The 18407-nt window shown below is 70.9% G+C and carries 14 protein-coding genes and 2 pseudogenes; 8 read left to right on the forward strand and 8 right to left on the reverse strand.

Going from position 1 to position 18407, the window contains the following annotated elements; translation table 11 throughout:
• Nucleotides 1–107 precede the first annotated feature (107 nt).
• The 3 genes from A6P39_RS06070 to hemL all read left to right on the forward strand — a co-directional run bounded on the left by A6P39_RS06070 (nucleotide 108) and on the right by hemL (nucleotide 4261).
• The gene (locus tag A6P39_RS06070; RefSeq protein ID WP_067044796.1) at nucleotides 108–1511 is read left to right on the forward strand and encodes an MFS transporter; all 1404 of its coding nucleotides are present in this window, start codon (nucleotides 108–110) and stop codon (nucleotides 1509–1511) included.
• An 83-nt stretch (nucleotides 1512–1594) separates the two neighbouring features.
• A complete protein-coding gene (locus A6P39_RS06075) occupies nucleotides 1595–2746 on the forward strand; it encodes an epoxide hydrolase family protein (protein ID WP_067044793.1) in 1152 nt (383 codons plus the stop codon).
• A 177-nt stretch (nucleotides 2747–2923) separates the two neighbouring features.
• Nucleotides 2924–4261: a glutamate-1-semialdehyde 2,1-aminomutase gene (hemL, locus tag A6P39_RS06080; protein ID WP_067044791.1), complete on the forward strand. Its 1338-nt coding sequence runs from the start codon at nucleotides 2924–2926 to the stop codon at nucleotides 4259–4261.
• Between the two features lie 86 nt (nucleotides 4262–4347).
• On the opposite strand, the pseudogene A6P39_RS45415 reads toward hemL, so the two are convergent.
• From A6P39_RS45415 to A6P39_RS06090, 3 genes and pseudogenes are all read right to left on the reverse strand, one after another.
• Nucleotides 4348–4569: pseudogene (locus A6P39_RS45415) on the reverse strand (sugar ABC transporter ATP-binding protein); the annotation flags it as partial.
• A 2-nt stretch (nucleotides 4570–4571) separates the two neighbouring features.
• A pseudogene (locus tag A6P39_RS06085) lies at nucleotides 4572–5254 on the reverse strand (substrate-binding domain-containing protein); the annotation flags it as partial.
• 267 nt (nucleotides 5255–5521) lie between these two features.
• Nucleotides 5522–6781, reverse strand: coding sequence for an MFS transporter (locus A6P39_RS06090; RefSeq protein WP_067044829.1), 1260 nt, complete (start codon nucleotides 6779–6781; stop codon nucleotides 5522–5524).
• A gap of 125 nt (nucleotides 6782–6906) precedes the next feature.
• Between A6P39_RS06090 and A6P39_RS06095 the strand changes: the two genes are divergently transcribed.
• Nucleotides 6907–7845 (forward strand): LysR family transcriptional regulator, encoded by a 939-nt coding sequence (locus A6P39_RS06095; protein ID WP_067044788.1) that lies wholly within the window; start codon nucleotides 6907–6909, stop codon nucleotides 7843–7845.
• A gap of 122 nt (nucleotides 7846–7967) precedes the next feature.
• Nucleotides 7968–8843, forward strand: coding sequence for a tetratricopeptide repeat protein (locus tag A6P39_RS06100; protein WP_067044785.1), 876 nt, complete (start codon nucleotides 7968–7970; stop codon nucleotides 8841–8843).
• 29 nt (nucleotides 8844–8872) lie between these two features.
• On the opposite strand, the gene A6P39_RS06105 is transcribed toward A6P39_RS06100, so the two are convergent.
• The 4 genes from A6P39_RS06105 to A6P39_RS06120 form a co-directional block, all read right to left on the reverse strand.
• Complete coding sequence (locus A6P39_RS06105) at nucleotides 8873–9331, reverse strand: MaoC family dehydratase (protein ID WP_067044782.1); 459 nt, start codon at nucleotides 9329–9331, stop codon at nucleotides 8873–8875.
• 61 nt (nucleotides 9332–9392) lie between these two features.
• Nucleotides 9393–10916 carry an acyl-CoA synthetase gene (locus A6P39_RS06110; RefSeq protein ID WP_067044780.1) on the reverse strand — a complete coding sequence of 508 codons (1524 nt, stop codon included), beginning with the start codon at nucleotides 10914–10916 and terminating at the stop codon, nucleotides 9393–9395.
• Between the two features lie 14 nt (nucleotides 10917–10930).
• A complete protein-coding gene (locus A6P39_RS06115; RefSeq protein WP_159396012.1) occupies nucleotides 10931–11803 on the reverse strand; it encodes an amidohydrolase family protein in 873 nt (290 codons plus the stop codon).
• A 16-nt stretch (nucleotides 11804–11819) separates the two neighbouring features.
• The gene (locus tag A6P39_RS06120) at nucleotides 11820–12731 is read right to left on the reverse strand and encodes an SDR family oxidoreductase (protein ID WP_067044774.1); all 912 of its coding nucleotides are present in this window, start codon (nucleotides 12729–12731) and stop codon (nucleotides 11820–11822) included.
• Between the two features lie 140 nt (nucleotides 12732–12871).
• On the opposite strand from A6P39_RS06120, the gene A6P39_RS06125 reads away from it, so the two are divergent.
• From A6P39_RS06125 to A6P39_RS06135, 3 genes are all read left to right on the forward strand, one after another.
• On the forward strand, nucleotides 12872–13327 hold the full coding sequence (locus A6P39_RS06125) for a MarR family winged helix-turn-helix transcriptional regulator (protein ID WP_067044771.1): 456 nt from the start codon (nucleotides 12872–12874) through the stop codon (nucleotides 13325–13327).
• Between the two features lie 235 nt (nucleotides 13328–13562).
• The gene (locus A6P39_RS06130; protein ID WP_067044768.1) at nucleotides 13563–14558 is read left to right on the forward strand and encodes a trypsin-like serine peptidase; all 996 of its coding nucleotides are present in this window, start codon (nucleotides 13563–13565) and stop codon (nucleotides 14556–14558) included.
• Between the two features lie 110 nt (nucleotides 14559–14668).
• Nucleotides 14669–16315, forward strand: a complete 1647-nt coding sequence (locus A6P39_RS06135; RefSeq protein ID WP_067044765.1) for an APC family permease — start codon at nucleotides 14669–14671, stop codon at nucleotides 16313–16315.
• A gap of 10 nt (nucleotides 16316–16325) precedes the next feature.
• Here A6P39_RS06135 and A6P39_RS06140 read toward each other — a convergent pair whose 3' ends face one another.
• On the reverse strand, nucleotides 16326–18164 hold the full coding sequence (locus tag A6P39_RS06140) for an arabinofuranosidase catalytic domain-containing protein (protein WP_275883814.1): 1839 nt from the start codon (nucleotides 18162–18164) through the stop codon (nucleotides 16326–16328).
• Nucleotides 18165–18407: the final 243 nt, after the last annotated feature.

Raw genomic sequence — 18407 nt, forward strand, 5'->3', positions numbered from 1 at the left:
AGGAGGACCACCAGAGTGCCCGGACCTGTGGCCATGTCGCGAAAGCATCGGACGATGGCAAACACGCCGCTCGTGATGACCAAGGCGGCTCTGTACGGTGCCGAAGCGTGACAGTTCACAACACGGAGTCTCCTGCCGTCACGTCGGCCGGCATCCGGCGGTGGCGGATCCTGGCGATCGCGTCGGCCGCGCAGTACCTCGCCATCCTGGACCTGTTCGCGGTCAGCGTCGCCTTCCCGGCGCTGGAGCGAACGTTCCACGGCGCCGGCCTGGCCGAGGTGTCCTGGGTGCTCAACGCCTACACGATCGTGCTCGCGGCCATGCTGGTGCCGGCGGGGAGACTGGCGGACGACATCGGCCGCAAACCCGCGTTCTTGCTGGGGATGACCTTGTTCGGGGTGGCTTCGCTGGGCTGCGCCGTTGCACCGGTGCTTCCCGCGTTGGTGGCAGCGCGTGTCGTGCAGGCCGTGGCGGCTGCGATTCTGATTCCGACCTCGCTCGGCCTCGCGCTTCCCGCGTTCCCCCCGAGTGAACACGCCAAGGTGATGGGCATCTGGACGGCGGTGGCCGCGGCCGGTGCCGGAAGCGGCCCCGTGGCCGGGGGATTGCTCCTGGCCGCTGGGTGGCGGTGGATCTTCCTGATCAACATTCCCGTCGTGGCGGTCGCGGTGCTGGCCGGACGCCGACAACTGCCGGCATCTCCGCGGGGCGTCCGCAAGCGCCTGGACCTGGCGGGTGCGGCACTGGTCCTGGCCACCGTGGCCGGCCTGACGACCGTGTTCACACAGGGTCCCGTCTGGGGATACGGTTCCGGGGCCATTGCCGGATTCGCCGTGGCGACCGTCGTGTTGGGGGCGCTGACCGTACGCCACCTTCGCCGGGCCCCCGATCCGGTGATCAGCTTCGGTCTTTTCCGGCACCGGCTGTTCACTGTCGCCGTCAGCGGCGTGTTCCTGTACTACCTGGCGTTCGCCGCGATGATCCTCGCAGCCACGCTCTTCCTCACCGGCCGCTGGCACTACTCCGTCGTGGCCGCGGCGCTGGCCATCGCGCCGATGCCTGCCAGCACCATGGCGACGGCACCGCTCTCCGGCCGTATCGTGGCACGCTTCGGCGCGCGGACCTCGGCGGTGCTGGGCGGGCTGACCCTCGCGGCGGGCTGCGGCTGGTGGGCACTGACCGCGACTGACCGGCCGGAGTACCTCGTCGTGTTCCTGCCCGGCGCGATGCTCGCCGGCGTCAGCACCGCGCTGTTGCAGCCACCGCTGTTCGGTTCGGCGGCCACATTGCCGCCGAACCGGATCTCACTGGCCACCGCGGTGCTCATGATGTCCCGGCAGATCTCGTCGGCCCTCGGTGTCGCGGCCCTCACCGCGATCCTCGGGCACCAGGCGCTGCACGGTTTCCGCACCGCCTGGCTGGCCATGTGCGCGGCCGCACTGGCGTCAGCGATCGCCGGCACCCGGTTCCGCGACGATCGCGGCGCGCGGGCACATGCCCGTACGGAATGAGACGCAAGCAAGGACCAGATGACGGTGCGTCAGATCTCGTCAGCGCCGACGTCGTCCAGAACACCTGAAGGAGCAGCGTGCCCATGACCGGAGCGTCCGGGGACGTCGTCCCGTTCCGGGTCGGCATCCCGGAAACCGTCGCGGCTGATGTGCGGGACCGGCTGCGCCGGACCCGATGGCCCGAGCCCGAGACCGTCGGCGACTGGTCGCAGGGCACACGGCTCCCCTACATCCGCGAGTTGTGCCGGTACTGGCTGGAGGAATACGACTGGCAGGCGGCGGAAGCACGGCTGAACCGGTTCCCGCAGTTCATTACCGAGATCGACGGGCTGCCCATCCATTTCGTCCATGTCCGTTCGCCGCACCCGGACGCGGTCCCGCTGCTGTTGACACACGGCTGGCCCAGCTCGGTCGCCGAATTCCACAAGGTCATCGCTCCGCTTGCCGATCCGGTCGCGTTCGGCGGCAGCGCGGACGACGCGTTCCACGTCGTGTGCCCCTCCCTGCCAGGTTTCGGGTTCAGCGGCAAGCCGTCCCGGACCGGATGGGGCGCCGAACGGATCGCTGACGCGTGGGATCAGCTGATGAGCAGGCTCGGCCACCCGCGCTACGGTGCCCAGGGCGGCGACTGGGGTGCCCGGATAACGATGACGCTCGGCAGACGGCATCCGGACAACGTCATCGGCATCCACCTGAACATGGTTCCGTTCCCCGAGCCGGAGAGCACCGACGACCTCACTGAGAAGGAGCGTTCGGCGCTGGACGCGCTCGCCCGGCACCGTGCCCAGGGGTCGGCGTACGCGGCCGTGATGGCGACCCGCCCGCAGAGCATCGGCTACGGCCTGACCGACTCGCCCGCCGCACTCGCCGCCTGGATCATCGACAAGTTCGAGGCGTGGAGCGACTGTGACGGCGACCCCGGTACCGTCTTCACGAACGATGAGCTTCTCGACAACATCTTGTTGTACTGGGTGCCCGCCACCGGGGCGTCGGCCGCCCGCATCTACTGGGAGAGCTTCGCGACCGCCACCAGCGACGAGGGGCCCGTCCCGGTGCCGACCGGATGCTCCGTCTTCCCGGCGGACATCTACCGGCCCTCCCGCCGTCTGGCTCAGCCCCAGTTCCCCGGCCTGCGGTACTGGAACGAACTCGACAAGGGCGGGCACTTCGCCGCCCTTGAACAGCCGGCTGCGTTCATCAGCGAGGTCCGAACCGCCTTCCGCCTGTTCCACTGACACGATCAGACCCGAATCCAGCCGGTGGATTCGGGCGCGGTCCTAAACTGCCGGCATGGCTACTCCATCCACTCCGACCCTCCGTCCCCGCCGCTTACGGGGAACGCCGGCGATACGCCGGCCCGACCGCCGCAGCTCCTACTGGGCCGTCGAACCCGCTGTGAGGCTGATCGAACGATGACAACGACAAGCAACGAGACCCAGTTCGCCCGGGCGCAGAGGGTCATCTCGGGCGGGGTCAACTCCCCGGTGCGCGCGTTCAGGTCGGTGGGCGGTGCGCCCCGCTTCATCGTGTCCGCCTCCGGCCCGTACGTCACCGACGTCGAGGGCCGCGAGTACGTCGACCTCGTCGCCTCCTGGGGACCGGCGATCCTCGGTCACGCTCACCCGGAGGTCGTCACCGCGGTTCAGGACGCCGCGTCCCGGGGCCTCTCGTTCGGTGCCACGACCCCGGCCGAGACGGAGCTGGCCGAGCTTGTCGTCGAACGGCTCGGCGGCACGCGCGCGCACGGCGGCCTCATCGACGAGCTGCGTCTCGTCTCCACCGGCACCGAGGCGACCATGACCGCGATCCGTCTGGCGCGCGGCTTCACCGGCAAGCCGCTGTTCGTGAAGTTCGCCGGCCACTACCACGGCCACTCGGACGGTCTCCTGGCCGCCGCGGGCTCCGGCGTGGCCACCTTCGGGCTGCCCGCCTCGGCCGGTGTCCCCGAGCCGATCGCCTCACAGACCATCGTCCTGCCCTACAACGACCTCGACGCGCTGCGGGCTGCTTTCGCGGCCCACCCGGGACGCATCGCAGCGGTCATCGTCGAAGCGGCGGCCGCGAACATGGGCGTCGTCGCACCCGACCGCGGATACAACGCCGCTCTCGCCTCGATCGCCCACGAGAACGACGCCTTGCTGATCCTCGATGAAGTCCTCACCGGGTTCAGAGTCGCACCGGACGGCTACTGGGGGCTGGAAACGTCGCGCTCCGCCGAGCGCTACGACGTCGACCTGGTCACCTTCGGCAAGGTGATCGGCGGTGGCATGCCCGTGGCCGCGGTCGGCGGCAGGAGCGACATCATGGGACACCTCGCCCCGAACGGCCCCGTGTACCAAGCCGGCACCCTGTCCGGGAATCCGCTGGCCGTCGCAGCCGGCCTCGCCACGCTCCGGCTCGCAGACCAGAAGACCTACGCCCAGCTCGACCAAGCGAGCAGCACGGTCCAGGCAGCGGTGTCCGACGCCCTCACGGCAGCCGGTGTGGCCCACACGCTCCAGTCCGCCGGCAACTTGTTCTCCATCCTGTTCGCTCCAGAGCCGGCCCGGGACTACGAAGCCGTACAGGCGCAGGAGACCTTCCGGTTCCCACCGTTCTTCCACGCCATGCTGGAACAGGGAGTCGCTCTTCCGCCGAGCGTCTACGAAGCCTGGTTCGTCACGGCCGCCCACGACGACCGCGCGCTGGCCAAGATCATCGACGCGCTTCCACACGCCGCTCGCGCCGCGGCCGAAGCGCGCCCGGACTGACAGGTTCTCCGGCTCCAGCAGGCATCGGCCGGGCGAGGTGCGGTGCGCCTCGCCCGGCTGTGTCGCGGCCTGTGCGACCGCGGTCGTCAGGATGCCGAGCCGGCGGTGGTCGTCGTCGGTGCGGTGAGGTCGCTCTCCTCGGGGAGTTCCTCGGTGTCGACGCCTCGTACCTGGGCGAGTTCGTGTTTGAGTGCGGCGAGTTCGGCGCCGCCGGCCATGTGGTTGGTCAGTTCCTCGAGGCTGACCTCGCTGCGGGAGGCGGACAACTCCAGGGTGCCCAGGCGCAGCACGCTGAAGTGGTCGCCGACCGGGAGGAGTCCTGCTTGAGCTTGGCAGTGATGGTCGACTTCACCGACGGCATGTCGGTGCCGTTGACGTAGATGGTGTCCGTCTTCCCGCTGAAGCCCTTCTTCAGACCGGCGCAGCGGGCCTCCAGGGCAACCTGGCCCTGCTCCTGGATGACGCAGAGGGCGTGCCTGGCGCCGAGTTGGCCGAGGCGCTGCCCGAAGGCCTGGCCGGCGATGTTCTCGTCCTGGCCGAAGTACTCCAGCATGCCGAGCTTCTTCCAGTCGCCGACACCGGAGTTGAAGCCGACGACCGGGATACCGGCCGCCTCTGCCTTGGCGACGACGTCCTTCATCGCCTCGGGCTTGGCCGCGGTGACCGCGATGCCGTCCACCTTCTGGTCGATCGCGTTCTGCACCAGGCTGGCCTGGTTGCCCGCGTTCGGGTCGGACGAATAGACGAGCTTGATGTTGTCCTTCGCGGCCGCGGCCTGGGCGCCCTTGCGGATCAGGTCCCAGAAGGTGTCACCGGGAGAGGCATGGGTGACCATGGCCACGGTCATGCGCGGGGTCGTGGCCCTGCCCGCGGAGACCGCCGCGCCGCCTTCCTCGGACTTCTTGCCGCCATGGCTGCTGGAACAGCCCGCGGCGAACAGGGCGCCGGCGAGAACGTGGCGGTCAAAGCGGCGGCTCGGTGGTGTCTGTGCATGTCCCTTGCACCTCACTGTCGTGACAAGGAGGCCGGTTCGGCCCGGCGTGACGAGCGAGTGATGGGGAACGCCGGGTGCGGCGGAGGGGTCTGGTCGGCGGCAGCCTGGGGTGTGCGCTGCTTCTCGGGAATACTGGAGCGCGCCACTAGCGCGCTCTAGTGCCCGTACTGTGAAGCGCCCCCGTGGTGGTGTCAATAGCTTTGTCAGGACGTCCCAACAAGGCAGGTGGCGGCGGCGTCGGACGGGGCCCGGACGAGGCCTCGGCCTCAGGCGTTCTCGACGCCCTCCTGGAGTCCGGCGCCGGCCGGATTCGTCCGGAGTGTCTTCTCGCTGCGCGGTAGCAGCAGCGGGGTGGCCAGGAGGAGGACGCCGTCTGCGGCGATCGCGGTGCGCGGACTGGTGACGGCGGCCAGCAGGCCCCACACGGCGGTCAGGGCCGCGATGGCCGCGCTGGTGCTGACGGACCACGCGGACAGGGTGCGGGCGACCCGGTCGGGAGCGGTGTGCTCGAGCCGGTAGGTGGCCAGCAGCGGGTTGAACAGGCCGAGGCAGGTCACCAGGCCGAGCTGGACCGCGATGACGAGAACGATCCCGGGGACACCCGGCCGGACGAAGGCCAGCCCGAGCGGCCAGCACACGCGCAGCACCCCGGTGACGAGCAGCACCCGCCGCGCCCCGAACCGCGCGGCGAGCGGCCGCGCGAGGCGTGAGCCGACAAGGCCGCCGACACAGGGGAGCGCGAACGCGAGACCGTACTGCCACGGTGCGAACCCGAGGTGGCCCAGCAGGAGGACGGCGAGCAGCGGCTCGGAGGCCATGATCAGGCCGCTGACGACGAGCACGTTGAAGAACAGCGGGCGCAGCCCCGGATGGGTGAGGATGTGACGCCACCCCGCGAGCAGGTCGGCTGACCGCAGCCGCGCCGTACCGGTACGCGCGGGGCGCGGCTCGCCCCCGCCGATGGCGCGGATGCCCAGCGCCGAGAGCAGATAGCTGACCGCGTCGGCCAGCACGGTCGTCACCGGCCCGAAGATCCCGATCGCGGCTCCGCCGAGGGGCGGTCCGATCACCGTCGCGGTCCATGTCGTGGACTCGAAGCGGCTGTTCGCGACGAGCAGGTCCTGCGGCGGTACGAGCGCCTTGAGGTATGCGCCACTGGCCGCTTTGAAGGCGATGTCGGCCGCGGCGACGACGACGCAGACGACGAGGAGTTGTGCGAAGCCGAGCAGACCGAGCGCATACGCGGCGGGGACGCTGAGCATCGCCGCGCACCGCGTCAGGTCCGCCGCCATCATGACCGGGCGCTTGCGACGGAACTCCACCCACGGGCCGAGCGGCACCGCGACCGCGGCCCCCACGGCCCGGCCGACGGCGGCCAGCGCCGCGACCTGGGCCGGTCCACAGTGCAGCACGAGTACCGCGAGCAGCGGAAACGCGCCGAGTCCGAGCCCGCTGCCGTAGGCGCTGACCGCGTACGCCGCCCACAACCACCCGAAGCGCCGCCCCAACGCCCGCCTGCCCGCCATCTCCCACGCACCCCGCATCCGACCGAACGACCACCTGCCGACCCCGCTCATCCAAGCGAGTCGGGGGCGGCTGGATCAAACAACCGATCGGCCATGGCCGCACAACCATCCGTTGTGTGGTTAGCATGCTCGGCGTGGATCTCGACGCTGTGCGCACCTTCGTCGCCGCCGCCGACGCCGGACGGTTCCAGGACGCCGCGGCCGAGTTGTCGATCAGCCAGCAGGCCGCGTCCAAACGTGTCGCCGCGCTGGAGAAGACCCTCGGCGTACGGCTGTTCACCCGTACCGGGCGAGGCGCGCAGCTCACCGTCGACGGCCAGGCGTTCCTGCCCCACGCCCGTGATGTGCTGCGGGCCGAGGAACGGGCGGTCGCCTCGGTCCGTCCAGGCCGGCGCGTGCTGCGCGTCGACGTGATCGGACGCCGGCTCGGCCCGGCCGACGTGCTGCGCGACTTCCACCGCGCGCGCCCCGCGGCCGAGCTGGACGTGGTGACCCTCCCGGACGTCGACACGGCCCTCGAGGCCATCCGGTCCGGCGCCGTCGACGTGTCCTTCCGCGCCGTCACGATGCCCGGCCGGCGGCTCCCGGACGACATCGGCGCCGTCCGGGTCTTCGACGAGCCCGTCCAGCTGCTCACGGGACCGGCCCACCCCTTCGCCGCGGCCCGCGCGGTCAGGCCCGCCGAGCTGGCCGGGCACCGGATCTGGATGCCGGGCCTCGTGCCCGGGAGCGAGTCGACCGCCTACTACGACGCCCTGGCCGCCGCGTTCGGGCTCACCATCGAGATCACCGGTCCCGACTTCGGCGCCGAGCCCCTGCTGGACGCCGTCGCCCGCTCCCGGTCCCTGGTCACCTTCGTCGGCGACCGCACCCGTCTCGTCTGGCCCGCCGACCACGGGCTGCGCCGCATCGCCCTGCACGATCCGGAACCGGTCTACCCGCACTCGCTGCTGTGGCACCGCGACAACCCGCACCCGGCACTCACCGCGCTCCGCGACCACCTGCGCTCCGGGCGGTTCACCCGCTCCGGCGGCGAGACCTGGACCCCGGCCTGGGCACACTGATCCCGAGGCCCGCGACCTCACACACGAGCACCGTACGACCACGAGGACCGTACGACCACGTCTCGGCACCCACACCCAGCACCCCCTCGGCCCCCCGTGCCCGGCGTCCGTATGCTCCGGGCATGAGACTCTTCCGGCCGCGTGGCCGAAACAACGCGGGAGCGCCCGCGTCTCCGCTGGCCCGGGCCATAGGCCTGCTCAAGGCCGGCCGGTACGCCGAGGCGGAGGCCGAGGCCCGTGAGGTGGCGTCGGCCCGCTCCGCGCTGCGCCGCGACGATCCGTACGCGGCACAGGCATGGAGCATCGCCGCGGTCACGATGGGCTTCCAGGGCCGCCATGCCGAGTCCCTCGCCGTGTACGACGAGTTGCTGCCGGTGTTCGGCAGCGGATTCGGCGCCGAACATTGGCAGACCCTGAAACTCCGCTCGGACCGCGCCCAGACCCTGATCGCCCTCGACCGGCACGCCGAGGGCGAGGCGGAGTGCCGGGCCGTCGCCCGCATCGCCGACCGCGGCACCGGTCCACAGCTGCCGCTCATCGCCGTCGCCGCCCGCAACGGACTGGTCTTCGCCCTCAACGCACAGGGCCGTCACGCGGAAGCCGAGACACTGGCCCGCGACGTGCTCGCCCGTGACACGCTCAACTGTGACACGCTCGCCGGCCACCCCGTCGAGGGGCGGCTGACGCTGGTCCTGCGTCTCGGTCTGGCCCGCAGCCTCAGTGGCCAGGGTCGCCACGAGGAGGCGCTCGCCGAGGCCGAGCGGATCGCCGCGCTCGCCCGGGACTTGCCCGAGGAAGCCACCCGCCCGGAGACGGGCGCCGTGGAACTCGTCGTCGCCACCGCTGAGTTGGGCCTGGGCCGCGCTGCCGAGGCCCGCGCCCGGGCCGCCGCCGCCCACGACGCCTGCCGGGCCGTCCTGGGCCCGGACCATCGCCGCACCGCCGAGGCCCGGTCGCTGCTCGACCGTATCGACGGCCACTGCCCCGACACCCGCTAGATGGGTTCCGGGGCCCGGGTTCCGGGGCGTCAGGCGTAGTGCCGGTACACCGCCTGGGCCACGCAGGCCGGCTTGTCGCTGCCCTCGACCTCGACGGTGAAGGTCAGCAGCATCTGGACGCCGTTGCCGCTGACCTCCGCCACGGAGTCGACGGCGCCGTGCAGCCGGATCTTCGCGCCGACCGGTACGGGACTGGGGAAACGGACCTTCTCCAGGCCGTAGTTGACGCTCATGGACGTGCCGGTGATGTGCAGCAGGTCGCCGAAGAGCGGGATGATCAGGGAGAGGGTGAGATATCCGTGGGCGATGGGACCGCCGAAGGGGCCCGACCTGGCCCGCTGCGGATCGGTGTGGATCCACTGGTGGTCGTCGGTGGCGTCGGCGAAGGTGTTGACGCGCTCCTGGGTGATCTCCAGCCAGTCGGTACGGCCGAGGTCGCGGCCGGAGAGGGCGAGGAGGCCGTCGAGGCCGTCGGCGTGCAGGGGCATGGGGGTTCCGCCTTTCGTGCTTTCGTGAGGGGGCCGGGGAGTCGTCCGGCCGGGTGCCGGGTCAGGGGTGGGCGTAGGACGCGCGCACGGCGGCCTTGACGATCTTTCCCGAGGCCGTGCGGGGCAGGCTGTCGGCGAACGCCAGGGTCCTCGGGATCTTGTACTTGGCCAGCCGGGTCCGTACGTGCGCGAGGATCTCCTCGCCACCGGCCCGCACTCCGGGCTCCAGGACGAGGACCGCGTGGCCGACCTCGCCCCAGACCTCGTGCGGCACACCGACGACGGCACATTCACGGACCGCGGGATGGGTCAGCAGGGCGGCCTCGACCTCGGCCGGGTACACGTTCTCGCCGCCCGAGACGAACATGTCCTTGACCCGGTCGACTATGTAGGCGTAGCCGTCCTGGTCGGTCCGCGCCACGTCACCGGTGCGCAGCCAGCCGTCGTCGGTCATGGCGGCCCGGGTGTCCGCGGGCCGGTTCCAGTAGCCGGCCATGACGTTCGGGCCGCTGACGAGGATCTCGCCCCGCTCTCCCGGGGCTGCTTCACGGCCGTCGGGGTGCACCACGCGGGTGTCGGTGAAGAAGTGCGGCACGCCCGCGGAGCCCGCCTTCGCCGAGGTCTGCTCCCGGTCCAGGAAGAGGACTCCGGGCGCGGCCTCGGTCATCCCGTAGCCCTGGCTGAAGGCCAGTCCGCGCGCGAGGTAGGTTTCGATCGTGCGAGCGGGCACGGGTGCCCCGCCGCAGGTGAGAGTGCGCAGGCTGGACAGGTCCGTCGTCGCCCACCGGGGGCGGGCGGCGAGGGCGTCGTACATGGTGGGCACCCCGAACATGTACGTCACCCGCCGGCGCTCGATGATCTCCAGTACCCGTTCGGCGTCGAAGGCGCCGAGCAGGATCGCGCGGCCGCCCTTGAGGAAGGTGGGCAGACACGTCATGTTGAGCGCGGCGGTGTGGAACAGCGGGGCGACGACCAGCGTGACCTCGTCGCCCGCCAGGTCGGTGTCGACCAGGACGTTGACGCTGTTCCAGACGATGTTGGCGTGGGACAGGACGGCACCCTTGGGGCGGCCCGTGGTCCCCGAGGTGTACATGATCATGCAGGGGTCGTCCGGGGCGACCGGCTCGTCCAGCGGCTCGGCCTCGGCGCCGGCGAGCAGGTCGTCGTAGCCGGGGGTGTCACCCGGAGCCGGGGCGAGGGCGATGCGGTGACGTACGCCGGCGTCCGCCGCCGCGGTCGTGGCCGGCCGGGCGTGCTCGGGGCCGTGCACCAGGACGGTGCTGCCCGAGTCGATGAGATTGTACGTCAACTCCCCTTCCGTGAGGCGGGTGTTGAGCGGTACGAAGACGGCGCCGAGCGTGCCGGTGGCGAACAGGGTCTCCAGGAAGGCAGGATGGTTGGGGCCGAGGTAGGCGACGCGGTCGCCGCGGGCGACTCCCAGGGCGCGCAGGGCGTGGGCGAGGCGCAGTACCCGCTGGTGCAGTGCCCCGTAGGTGATCTCCTGGTCCTGGTGCACGAGCGCGATCCGGTGCGGGGTCTTGCGGGCCCGGCGGGCGGGCCAGGAGCCGAGGCCTTGGTTCAGCACGGCGTCTCCCTCCGTCAGTCCTTGCGCAGGCCGAGCAGGCGGGCGGCGTTGTCCTTGAGGATCCTCGGCCTGACCTCGGGTTTGATGTCGAGGCCTGCGAAGTCGGCGAGCCAGCGGTCGGGCGTGATGACCGGGTAGTCGGAGCCGAAGAGCACCTTGTCCTTCAGCAGCGTATTGGCGTACCGGACCAGCTGGGGCGGGAAGTACTTCGGCGACCAGCCCGACAGGTCGATGTGGACGTACGGTTTGTGCGTGGCGACGGCCAGGGCCTCGTCCTGCCAGGGGAACGACGGGTGCGCGAGGATGATGCGCAGTTCGGGGAAGTCCACGGCCACGTCGTCGACGAGCATGGGGTCGGAGTACCTGAGCCGGATGCCGCCGCCACCGGGGACGCCGGCGCCGATGCCGGTCTGGCCGGTGTGGAACAGCGCGGGGACGCCGAGTTCCTCGATGGCCTCGTACAGCGGATAGGCCATCCGGTCGTCCGGCGAGAACCCCTGCAGGCTGGGGTGGAACTTGAAACCGCGCACCCCGTACTCCGTCACCAGGCGCCGGGCCTCTCGTACACCCGCGCGGCCCTTGTGCGGGTCGACGCTCGCGAACGGGATGAGGGCGTCGGCGTGGGCCGCGCAGCTCTCGGCGATCTCCTCGTTGGGGATGCGGGGATGACCGGTGGCGTGCTCGGCGTCCACGGTGAACACCACAGCGGCCATGCGGCGTTCACGGTAGTGGGCGGCCATCTCCTCGATGGTGGGCTGCCGGTGGCCGTGCGCCTTGAAGTACTCGGCGGAGGCGCCGAGGAGTTCGGGGCTCAGCGAGGCGTGGCCGTCCCTGGAGATCTCGGCGTGGGTGTGGACGTCGATGGCGGTCAGCGCGCTGACATCGATCGCCGGGGCGGCCATGTCATGCCTCCGGTGCCTGGGGAGCGGGGATGCCGTAGGTCTCGGGCTCGGCGCCCACACCGGTGTGCCAGTGCCCGGCGATGGCGTCGGCGCTCCAGCCTCCGGCGGCGAAGGCGACGGCCTTCTCCCGCGGGTGTGCCCACAGGGCCAGCCGGTCGCCGCCGATGCCGATGGCCTGGCCGGTGATGTCCTTGGCGGCGTCCGAGGCGAGGAAGGTGATCAGGCCCGCGACATCCTCCACGGTGCCGAGCCCCTCGTCCCGGCGCAGCCAGTCCGGCAGGGGGGCGCCGGTGCGTTCGGACTCGGCGATGAGGGGCGCGAAGGCGGGGATGGTCCTGGTCATCTCGGTGGCCGCGACCGGGACGACGGCGTTGACGGTGATGCCGGCCCTGGCCAGCTCCATCGCCCAGGTCCGGGCCATGGCCACGATCCCGGCCTTGGCGGCCGCGTAGTTGGTCTGGCCGAAGTTGCCGCGCTGGCCGGCCGGGGAGGAGATCAGCACGATACGGCCGCCGGTCCCCTGCTCGCGCATCCGCACGGCCGCGGCACGGGCACAGGTGAAGGTGCCGCGCAGGTGCACCTTGACGACGGCGTCGAAGTCGTCGTCCGTCATCTTCCACAGCACCCGGTCGCGCAGGATGCCCGCGTTGGTGACGAGGACGTCGAGCCGTCCGAACTCCCGTACCGCGGTCTCGACGAGTTGCCCGGCCGCCGCGCTGTCGCCCACCGCGGCCACGGCACCGACGGCCCTGCCGCCCGCGGCGGTGATGGTGCCGACGGCGGTGTCGACGGCGCCGGGATCGACGTCGTTGACGACGACGGCGGCGCCGGCCGCGGCGAGGGCCTGGGCGTACGCCAGACCGAGCCCGCGGCCGCTGCCGGTGACGACGGCGACCTTGCCGTGCAGATCCATGAGTGCGCCTCTTCCTGGGGTCCAGGTCGACAGATCGACAGGAATCCTGTTGGTTGCGCCAGTGTTCTCTTCCGACAGGATTCCTGTCAATGGCTTAGGCTGGCCGACGTGACCGAGATCGGCATCGGGGAAGGCACGGCATGACACAACCGGCGAAGTCCGCGGCGGCACGAGGTACGGAGACGGGCCCTTCCCTGCTCTACCTGCTCAAACGCACCGAACTCGTCGTGCGCGCGCGCCTGGAGGAGCTGGTCAGGCCGGCCGGCATCACGGCCCTGCAGTACACCGCCCTCACGGTGCTGGAACGGCACGACGGAATCTCCGCCGCCCAGCTGGCCAGGGACTCCTTCGTCACGGCCCAGTCCATGGCCGACATGGTCCGCGCCCTCGAGGCCCGCGACCTCATCCGCCGCGAACCGAACCCCGGCAACCGCCGCGAGAAGATCATCCTCCTCACCGGCACGGGCCGCCGCCTCCTGGCCGACTACGCCGAAGCGGCCCGCCACCTCGAACACCGCATGGTCCAGGACCTGACCCCCCAGGAGGTGACCCGCTTCCGCGACGCCCTCAAGAGCGCACACCGGGCGCTGTCCTGAGAGGAGGAGACGGCCCTGGAGGACCTCGCCGGCGCCGGCGAGGTGCCGGCCGTTCCCCCGCCGCGCGGCACCACCTGAACGGGTTCACGGCTCGTACACCCCACGGCACGACGGAAGTTGACCGCTCGTCGGCCGGCCGACACCCCGCTTAGCCGGAATCGGCCGTGGACGCTGTGACTGCCGGGGCCGCGGGCTTATGGTGAGCCGTCACCTGCGGCCGCCCTGAGGGGAACTGATGTTGCTCGGGACCAGAATCGCCCGTTACGCCACCGGCTGCGCGGCAGCCCTTCTGTTCAGTGCCGGACTCACCACGACGGCATCCGCCGACAGCACCACGGCCGACCCGAACCCGGTCGCCGAACAGCTCGACGCCTTCTGGACCCCGGCCCGGATGGCCGCCGCCCTGCCCGCCGACGTCCTCAAGGGCGCCGAGACGGGTACGGCAGCCCCTTCCCCCACGGCGTCCCCCGCGGTCGACGGTCCGCGGCCGGGCGAGTACATCCCGCCGAGCCGGAGCTTCGACGGCATCCCGCAGGCCGGCACCTTCTTCTGGACCGACGCCACCGGTACCGGCCGCACCTGCAGCGGATCCGTCGTCCGCAGCCCGGGCCACAACCTGGTGCTGAGCGCCGGGCACTGCCTCAAGGGGTACGCGGGCACCTCCCCGAAACGGCATCTGGCCTTCGTCCCGCAGTACCACGACGCGCTCAAGCCCTTCGGTATCTTCCCGGTGCGGACCGACGGCGTCTACGTCCCGCAGGAGTACTACGACCTGGGCGAGCACGCCGGGGCCGAGTACGACTTCGCCTTCGCGGTCACCGAGCCCAATGAGGACGGCACCCTGCTCCAGGACGCGGTCGGCGGGGCGCGGTTGCTCACCGGGACCGGCTACTACCACGCCCCCGTGCGGATGATCGGCTACCCGTCGGGGGCCGACAAGCCGCTGGAGTGCTGGAGCTGGACCACCCGCTGGGACAGCGACGACCCGGCCGACCCGGGTACGTTCCCGCGGATCGCCTGCGACGCCTTCGTGGGCGGTACCAGCGGCGGCCCCATGCTCCTGCCCTGGCCCGGCGGCTGGGCCGTCATCGGGGTGATCGGCGGCTACCACACGGGCGGCAACACTCCCCAGATCTCCTACAGCGCCTACTTCGGCGCGGCCACCCGGGCCCTGTACGACGCGGCGGTCAGCGGCGCCGCGCCGGCCGGTCCGCACCTCACGGCCGGCTGACCGGCGGGCCCGGGCCTGACCGGAAATCGGTGCTTGCACGTCCACTGCCAAAAGCCCGTCACCGTGGCACGATGATGGTGAACATCGCCCTATTTGAGGGGGTGCGCGCCATGGCCGTATCAGAGGCGACGCCCGGTCCGAACACCCGGAAACCGGGGCTGCGGCGTGAGATCGGGTTCGTAGGGCTGATCTGGGCCTCGGAGGGCTCGATCATCGGGTCCGGCTGGTTGTTCGGCGCCCAGGGGGCGTTGGCGGCGGCCGGTCCGGCGGCGATCATCTCCTGGGCCATCGGCGGCGTCGCGATCCTGATCCTGGCGCTGGTGCACGCGGAGCTGGGCGGGATGTATCCGGTGTCGGGCGGCACCGCCCGCTTCCCGCACTACGCCTTCGGCGGCGCCGCCGGCGCGTCCTTCGGCTGGTTCTCCTGGCTGCAGGCGGCCACGGTGGCGCCCATCGAGGTGCTCGCCATGATCACGTACGCCCAGCACTACTCCTGGGCGGACGGCTGGGAGAAGGTGAGGAGCGGGGAGCACGTCCTGACCCCGCCCGGCATCGCCGTGGCGGTGGGGCTGATGGCCGTCATCACGGCCATCAACTTCCTGAGCATCCGTCTGCTGGCCCACACCAACAGCGTCGCGACCTGGTGGAAGGTCGGCATCCCGCTGCTGACGATCTTCGTGTTCGCCATCGCCCAGTTCCACACGGCCAACTTCACGGCGGCCGACGGCTTCGACCCGTACGGGGCCAAGGGCATCCTGTCCGCCGTGTCCACCAGCGGCATCATCTTCGCCCTGCTGGGCTTCGAGCAGGCCGACCAGCTCGCCGGCGAGAGCGCCAACCCCAAGCGGGACATTCCGCGGGCGGTCATCGGATCGATCGTCCTCGGCATCCTCATCTACATCCTGCTGCAGGTCGTCTTCCTCGCCGCGCTGCCCGCCTCCCAGATCGGCAGCCACTGGGCCACCTCCGCGTTCACCGCGCTCAGCGGACCCTTCGCCCAGGTCGCCACGCTCATCAGCCTGGGCTGGCTGGCCACCGTCCTGTACCTGGACGCCGTGATCTCCCCCGCGGGCACCGGCCTGATCTACATCACCGGTTCCTCGCGGGTCTCCTACGGCCTGAGCCGCAACGGCTATGTGCCCTCCGCCTTCGAGGCCACCGATCGGCGTGGTGTCCCCTGGGTCGGTCTGATCACCGCCTTCGTGATCGGCTGCATCTGCTTCCTGCCCTTCCCGAGCTGGCGTTCCCTGGTCGGGCTGATCACCAGCGCGAGCGTGCTCATGTACGCCGGTGCGCCGCTGTCCTTCGGGGTGTTCCGCAACCGGCTGCCCGAGGCGCACCGTCCCTACCGGCTGCCCGGTGGCGGCTGGATGTCGCCGCTCGCCTTCATCGTCGCCAACCTGCTCATCCTGTGGTCGGGTTGGACCACCGACTGGAAGCTGGGCGTCGCCATCCTCATCGGCTACGTCATCCTGGTCGCCAACCGCGTCTTCAAGATGAACCCCATCACGCCCCAACTCGACCTGCGTGCCGCCCAGTGGCTGCCGGTCTACCTGGTCGGCATGGGCCTGATCGTCTACCTCAGCGACTTCGGTCCGCTCAAGCACCCCTGGTTCCCGCTGTGGTGGGACATCGGGGTCACCGCCGTCTTCAGCCTCGTCATCTACTACTGGGCGATGGCGGTGGCACTGCCGACCGAGCAGATCCAGCGCATGATCGACAAGGTCGTGGTCCCGGAGGAAGAGGAGATCCTCTGACCGCCCGGGCTCAGCCCAGCCGGAACTTCTGCGCGGCCGAGCCGTTGCAGTCCCAGATCCGCAACCGGGTGCCATCGGCCGTCGCACCACTGGGCGAGTCCAGACACCGCCCCGACTGAGGATTCAGCAGCGAACCATCAGCCTGCTGCACCCACTTCTGCCCACCCACACCATTGCAGTCCCACAACTCCACCTCGGTCCCGTTCGCCGTCCCGTCGCCATTGATGTCCAGGCACCGGCCGATGGTGCTCAGGCTGCCGTCGGCGCGGTGGGTCCAGTGCTGGTCGACCGCCCAGGACTGGCAGCCCCACAGCTGTACGGCGGTGCCGTCGGTGCCGGTGTCGTCGCCCGCCACGTCGACGCACGTGCCGCCGGGGCCGGCGACGGGAGCGCCCCCGTCGACCGAGAACTTCTGCGCGGCCGAGCCGTTGCAGTCCCAGATCCGCAACCGGGTGCCATCGGCCGTCGCACCACTGGGCGAGTCCAGACACCGCCCCGACTGAGGATTCAGCAGCGAACCATCAGCCTGCTGCACCCACTTCTGCCCACCCACACCATTGCAGTCCCACAACTCCACCTCGGTCCCGTTCGCCGTCCCGTCGCCATTGATGTCGAGACACCGGCCCAGCGTGCTCAGGCTGCCGTCGGCGCGGTGGGTCCAGTGCTGGTCGACCGCCCAGGACTGGCAGCCCCACAGCTGTACGGCGGTGCCGTCGGTGCCGGTGTCGTCGCCCGCCACGTCGACGCACGTGCCGCCGGGGCCGGTGATGGTGCCCTGGGGGCCGTTCGGGACGTTCGTCTCGCCGGAGTAGCCGACCGAAATGATGTTCGCCTGGACCGCGTTCTCGGCGGCGTCGGTCGGGTAGCCGGAGACCATCACTCCCTCGAAGAACGTGCCCATGTTCCAGTTGCTGTTGTCGCCGCCGGTCCCGAGGATGATGCCGCCCTCCTGCTGCATGGGCCGGTAGCCGCCGCGGGTGGGCAGGGCGCCGTCCCACCAGGTGGTGAGCCCGCCGGACTGGGCGTCGCCGCCCTTGAGCGCGTACCGCGTCTGCCCGTCGTTCTTCAGCACGGCGGTGACGTAGGTGCTGTTGTTGCCCCGGTTGGCGGTGTTGGACCCGTTGTCGCCCTGGAACATGCCGTTCTCCAGGTCGGCCTCGACCCAGGGCCCCGACCCGGTGCAGGGCGCGAAGTAGCAGGTCGTCGCGAGACTCACCGCGTCCATGTGACCGTTGCCGGTGTCGGCCGGGGTGCTCTCGGCATTGCCGTAGTCGAAGCAGCACGCCGAGCCCACGTGGGTACCGCTGGCCACCATGTAGGCGCCCTCCGCCTGGCCGCCGGCGGCGGCACCGGAGGCGGCGCCGGTGTACCGGTAGCCGACGCCGGGTGAGATCCACACGCCGTACGCCTTGTGTCCGCCGGCGTTGACGGCGATCTCGGCGGCGTCCGCGCCCCGGTCCGCACCCATCCCCGAGGTGCCCGCCGGGCCCGGGGTCAGGTCGTTGTGCCGGGTGGTCTGGTCGTAGATCTTCGTGATCGCGCACGTGGTGTCGGCGCAGAACCTGTCCTGCCGGCCGGCGTCGGCGTAGCCGCCCGGGGCGAGCAGGCCGATGTCAGTGCCGGCCCCGTCGGAGGCGCGGGTGACGCGGTACAGCGGGCCGTCGTAGGAGGCGAAGAGCGCGCGTACGGTGCTGTGCGCGGCGACGCAGGGTGTGCCGGCGCCGCCGTAGATGTCGCAGGGCAGCTGTGCCGCGGCGGCCCGGGACGGTCCGGGCAGACCGAGCACGGCACCCAGGAGGAGGCCGACGACGGTCAGGAACGAAGCGAGCGGTCTGTGGCCTGCGCGCATGCTGGGCTCCTCGATGCGATGGGGGAGTGATTCCGGTTCGGGACGGTCGAGTTGGAGCGCTGGGCAGCCGATGCGGAAGGTACGCACGCCGACGAACGACGTCAAGATTTGTTGCCTTTTGACTTATGGAAAGTACTGGGCGTGAGGCAATGTGAGTGATTCCTGGGTGATATGACGTCACGTCAGGTGATTTTCGGCTTGTGTCGGCGGCCGGGCGGCTGGTTCTTCTTCGCGCGTCCTTGA

This window comes from Streptomyces sp. FXJ1.172 (assembly GCF_001636945.3).
In the GTDB taxonomy this organism is placed as follows: domain Bacteria; phylum Actinomycetota; class Actinomycetes; order Streptomycetales; family Streptomycetaceae; genus Streptomyces.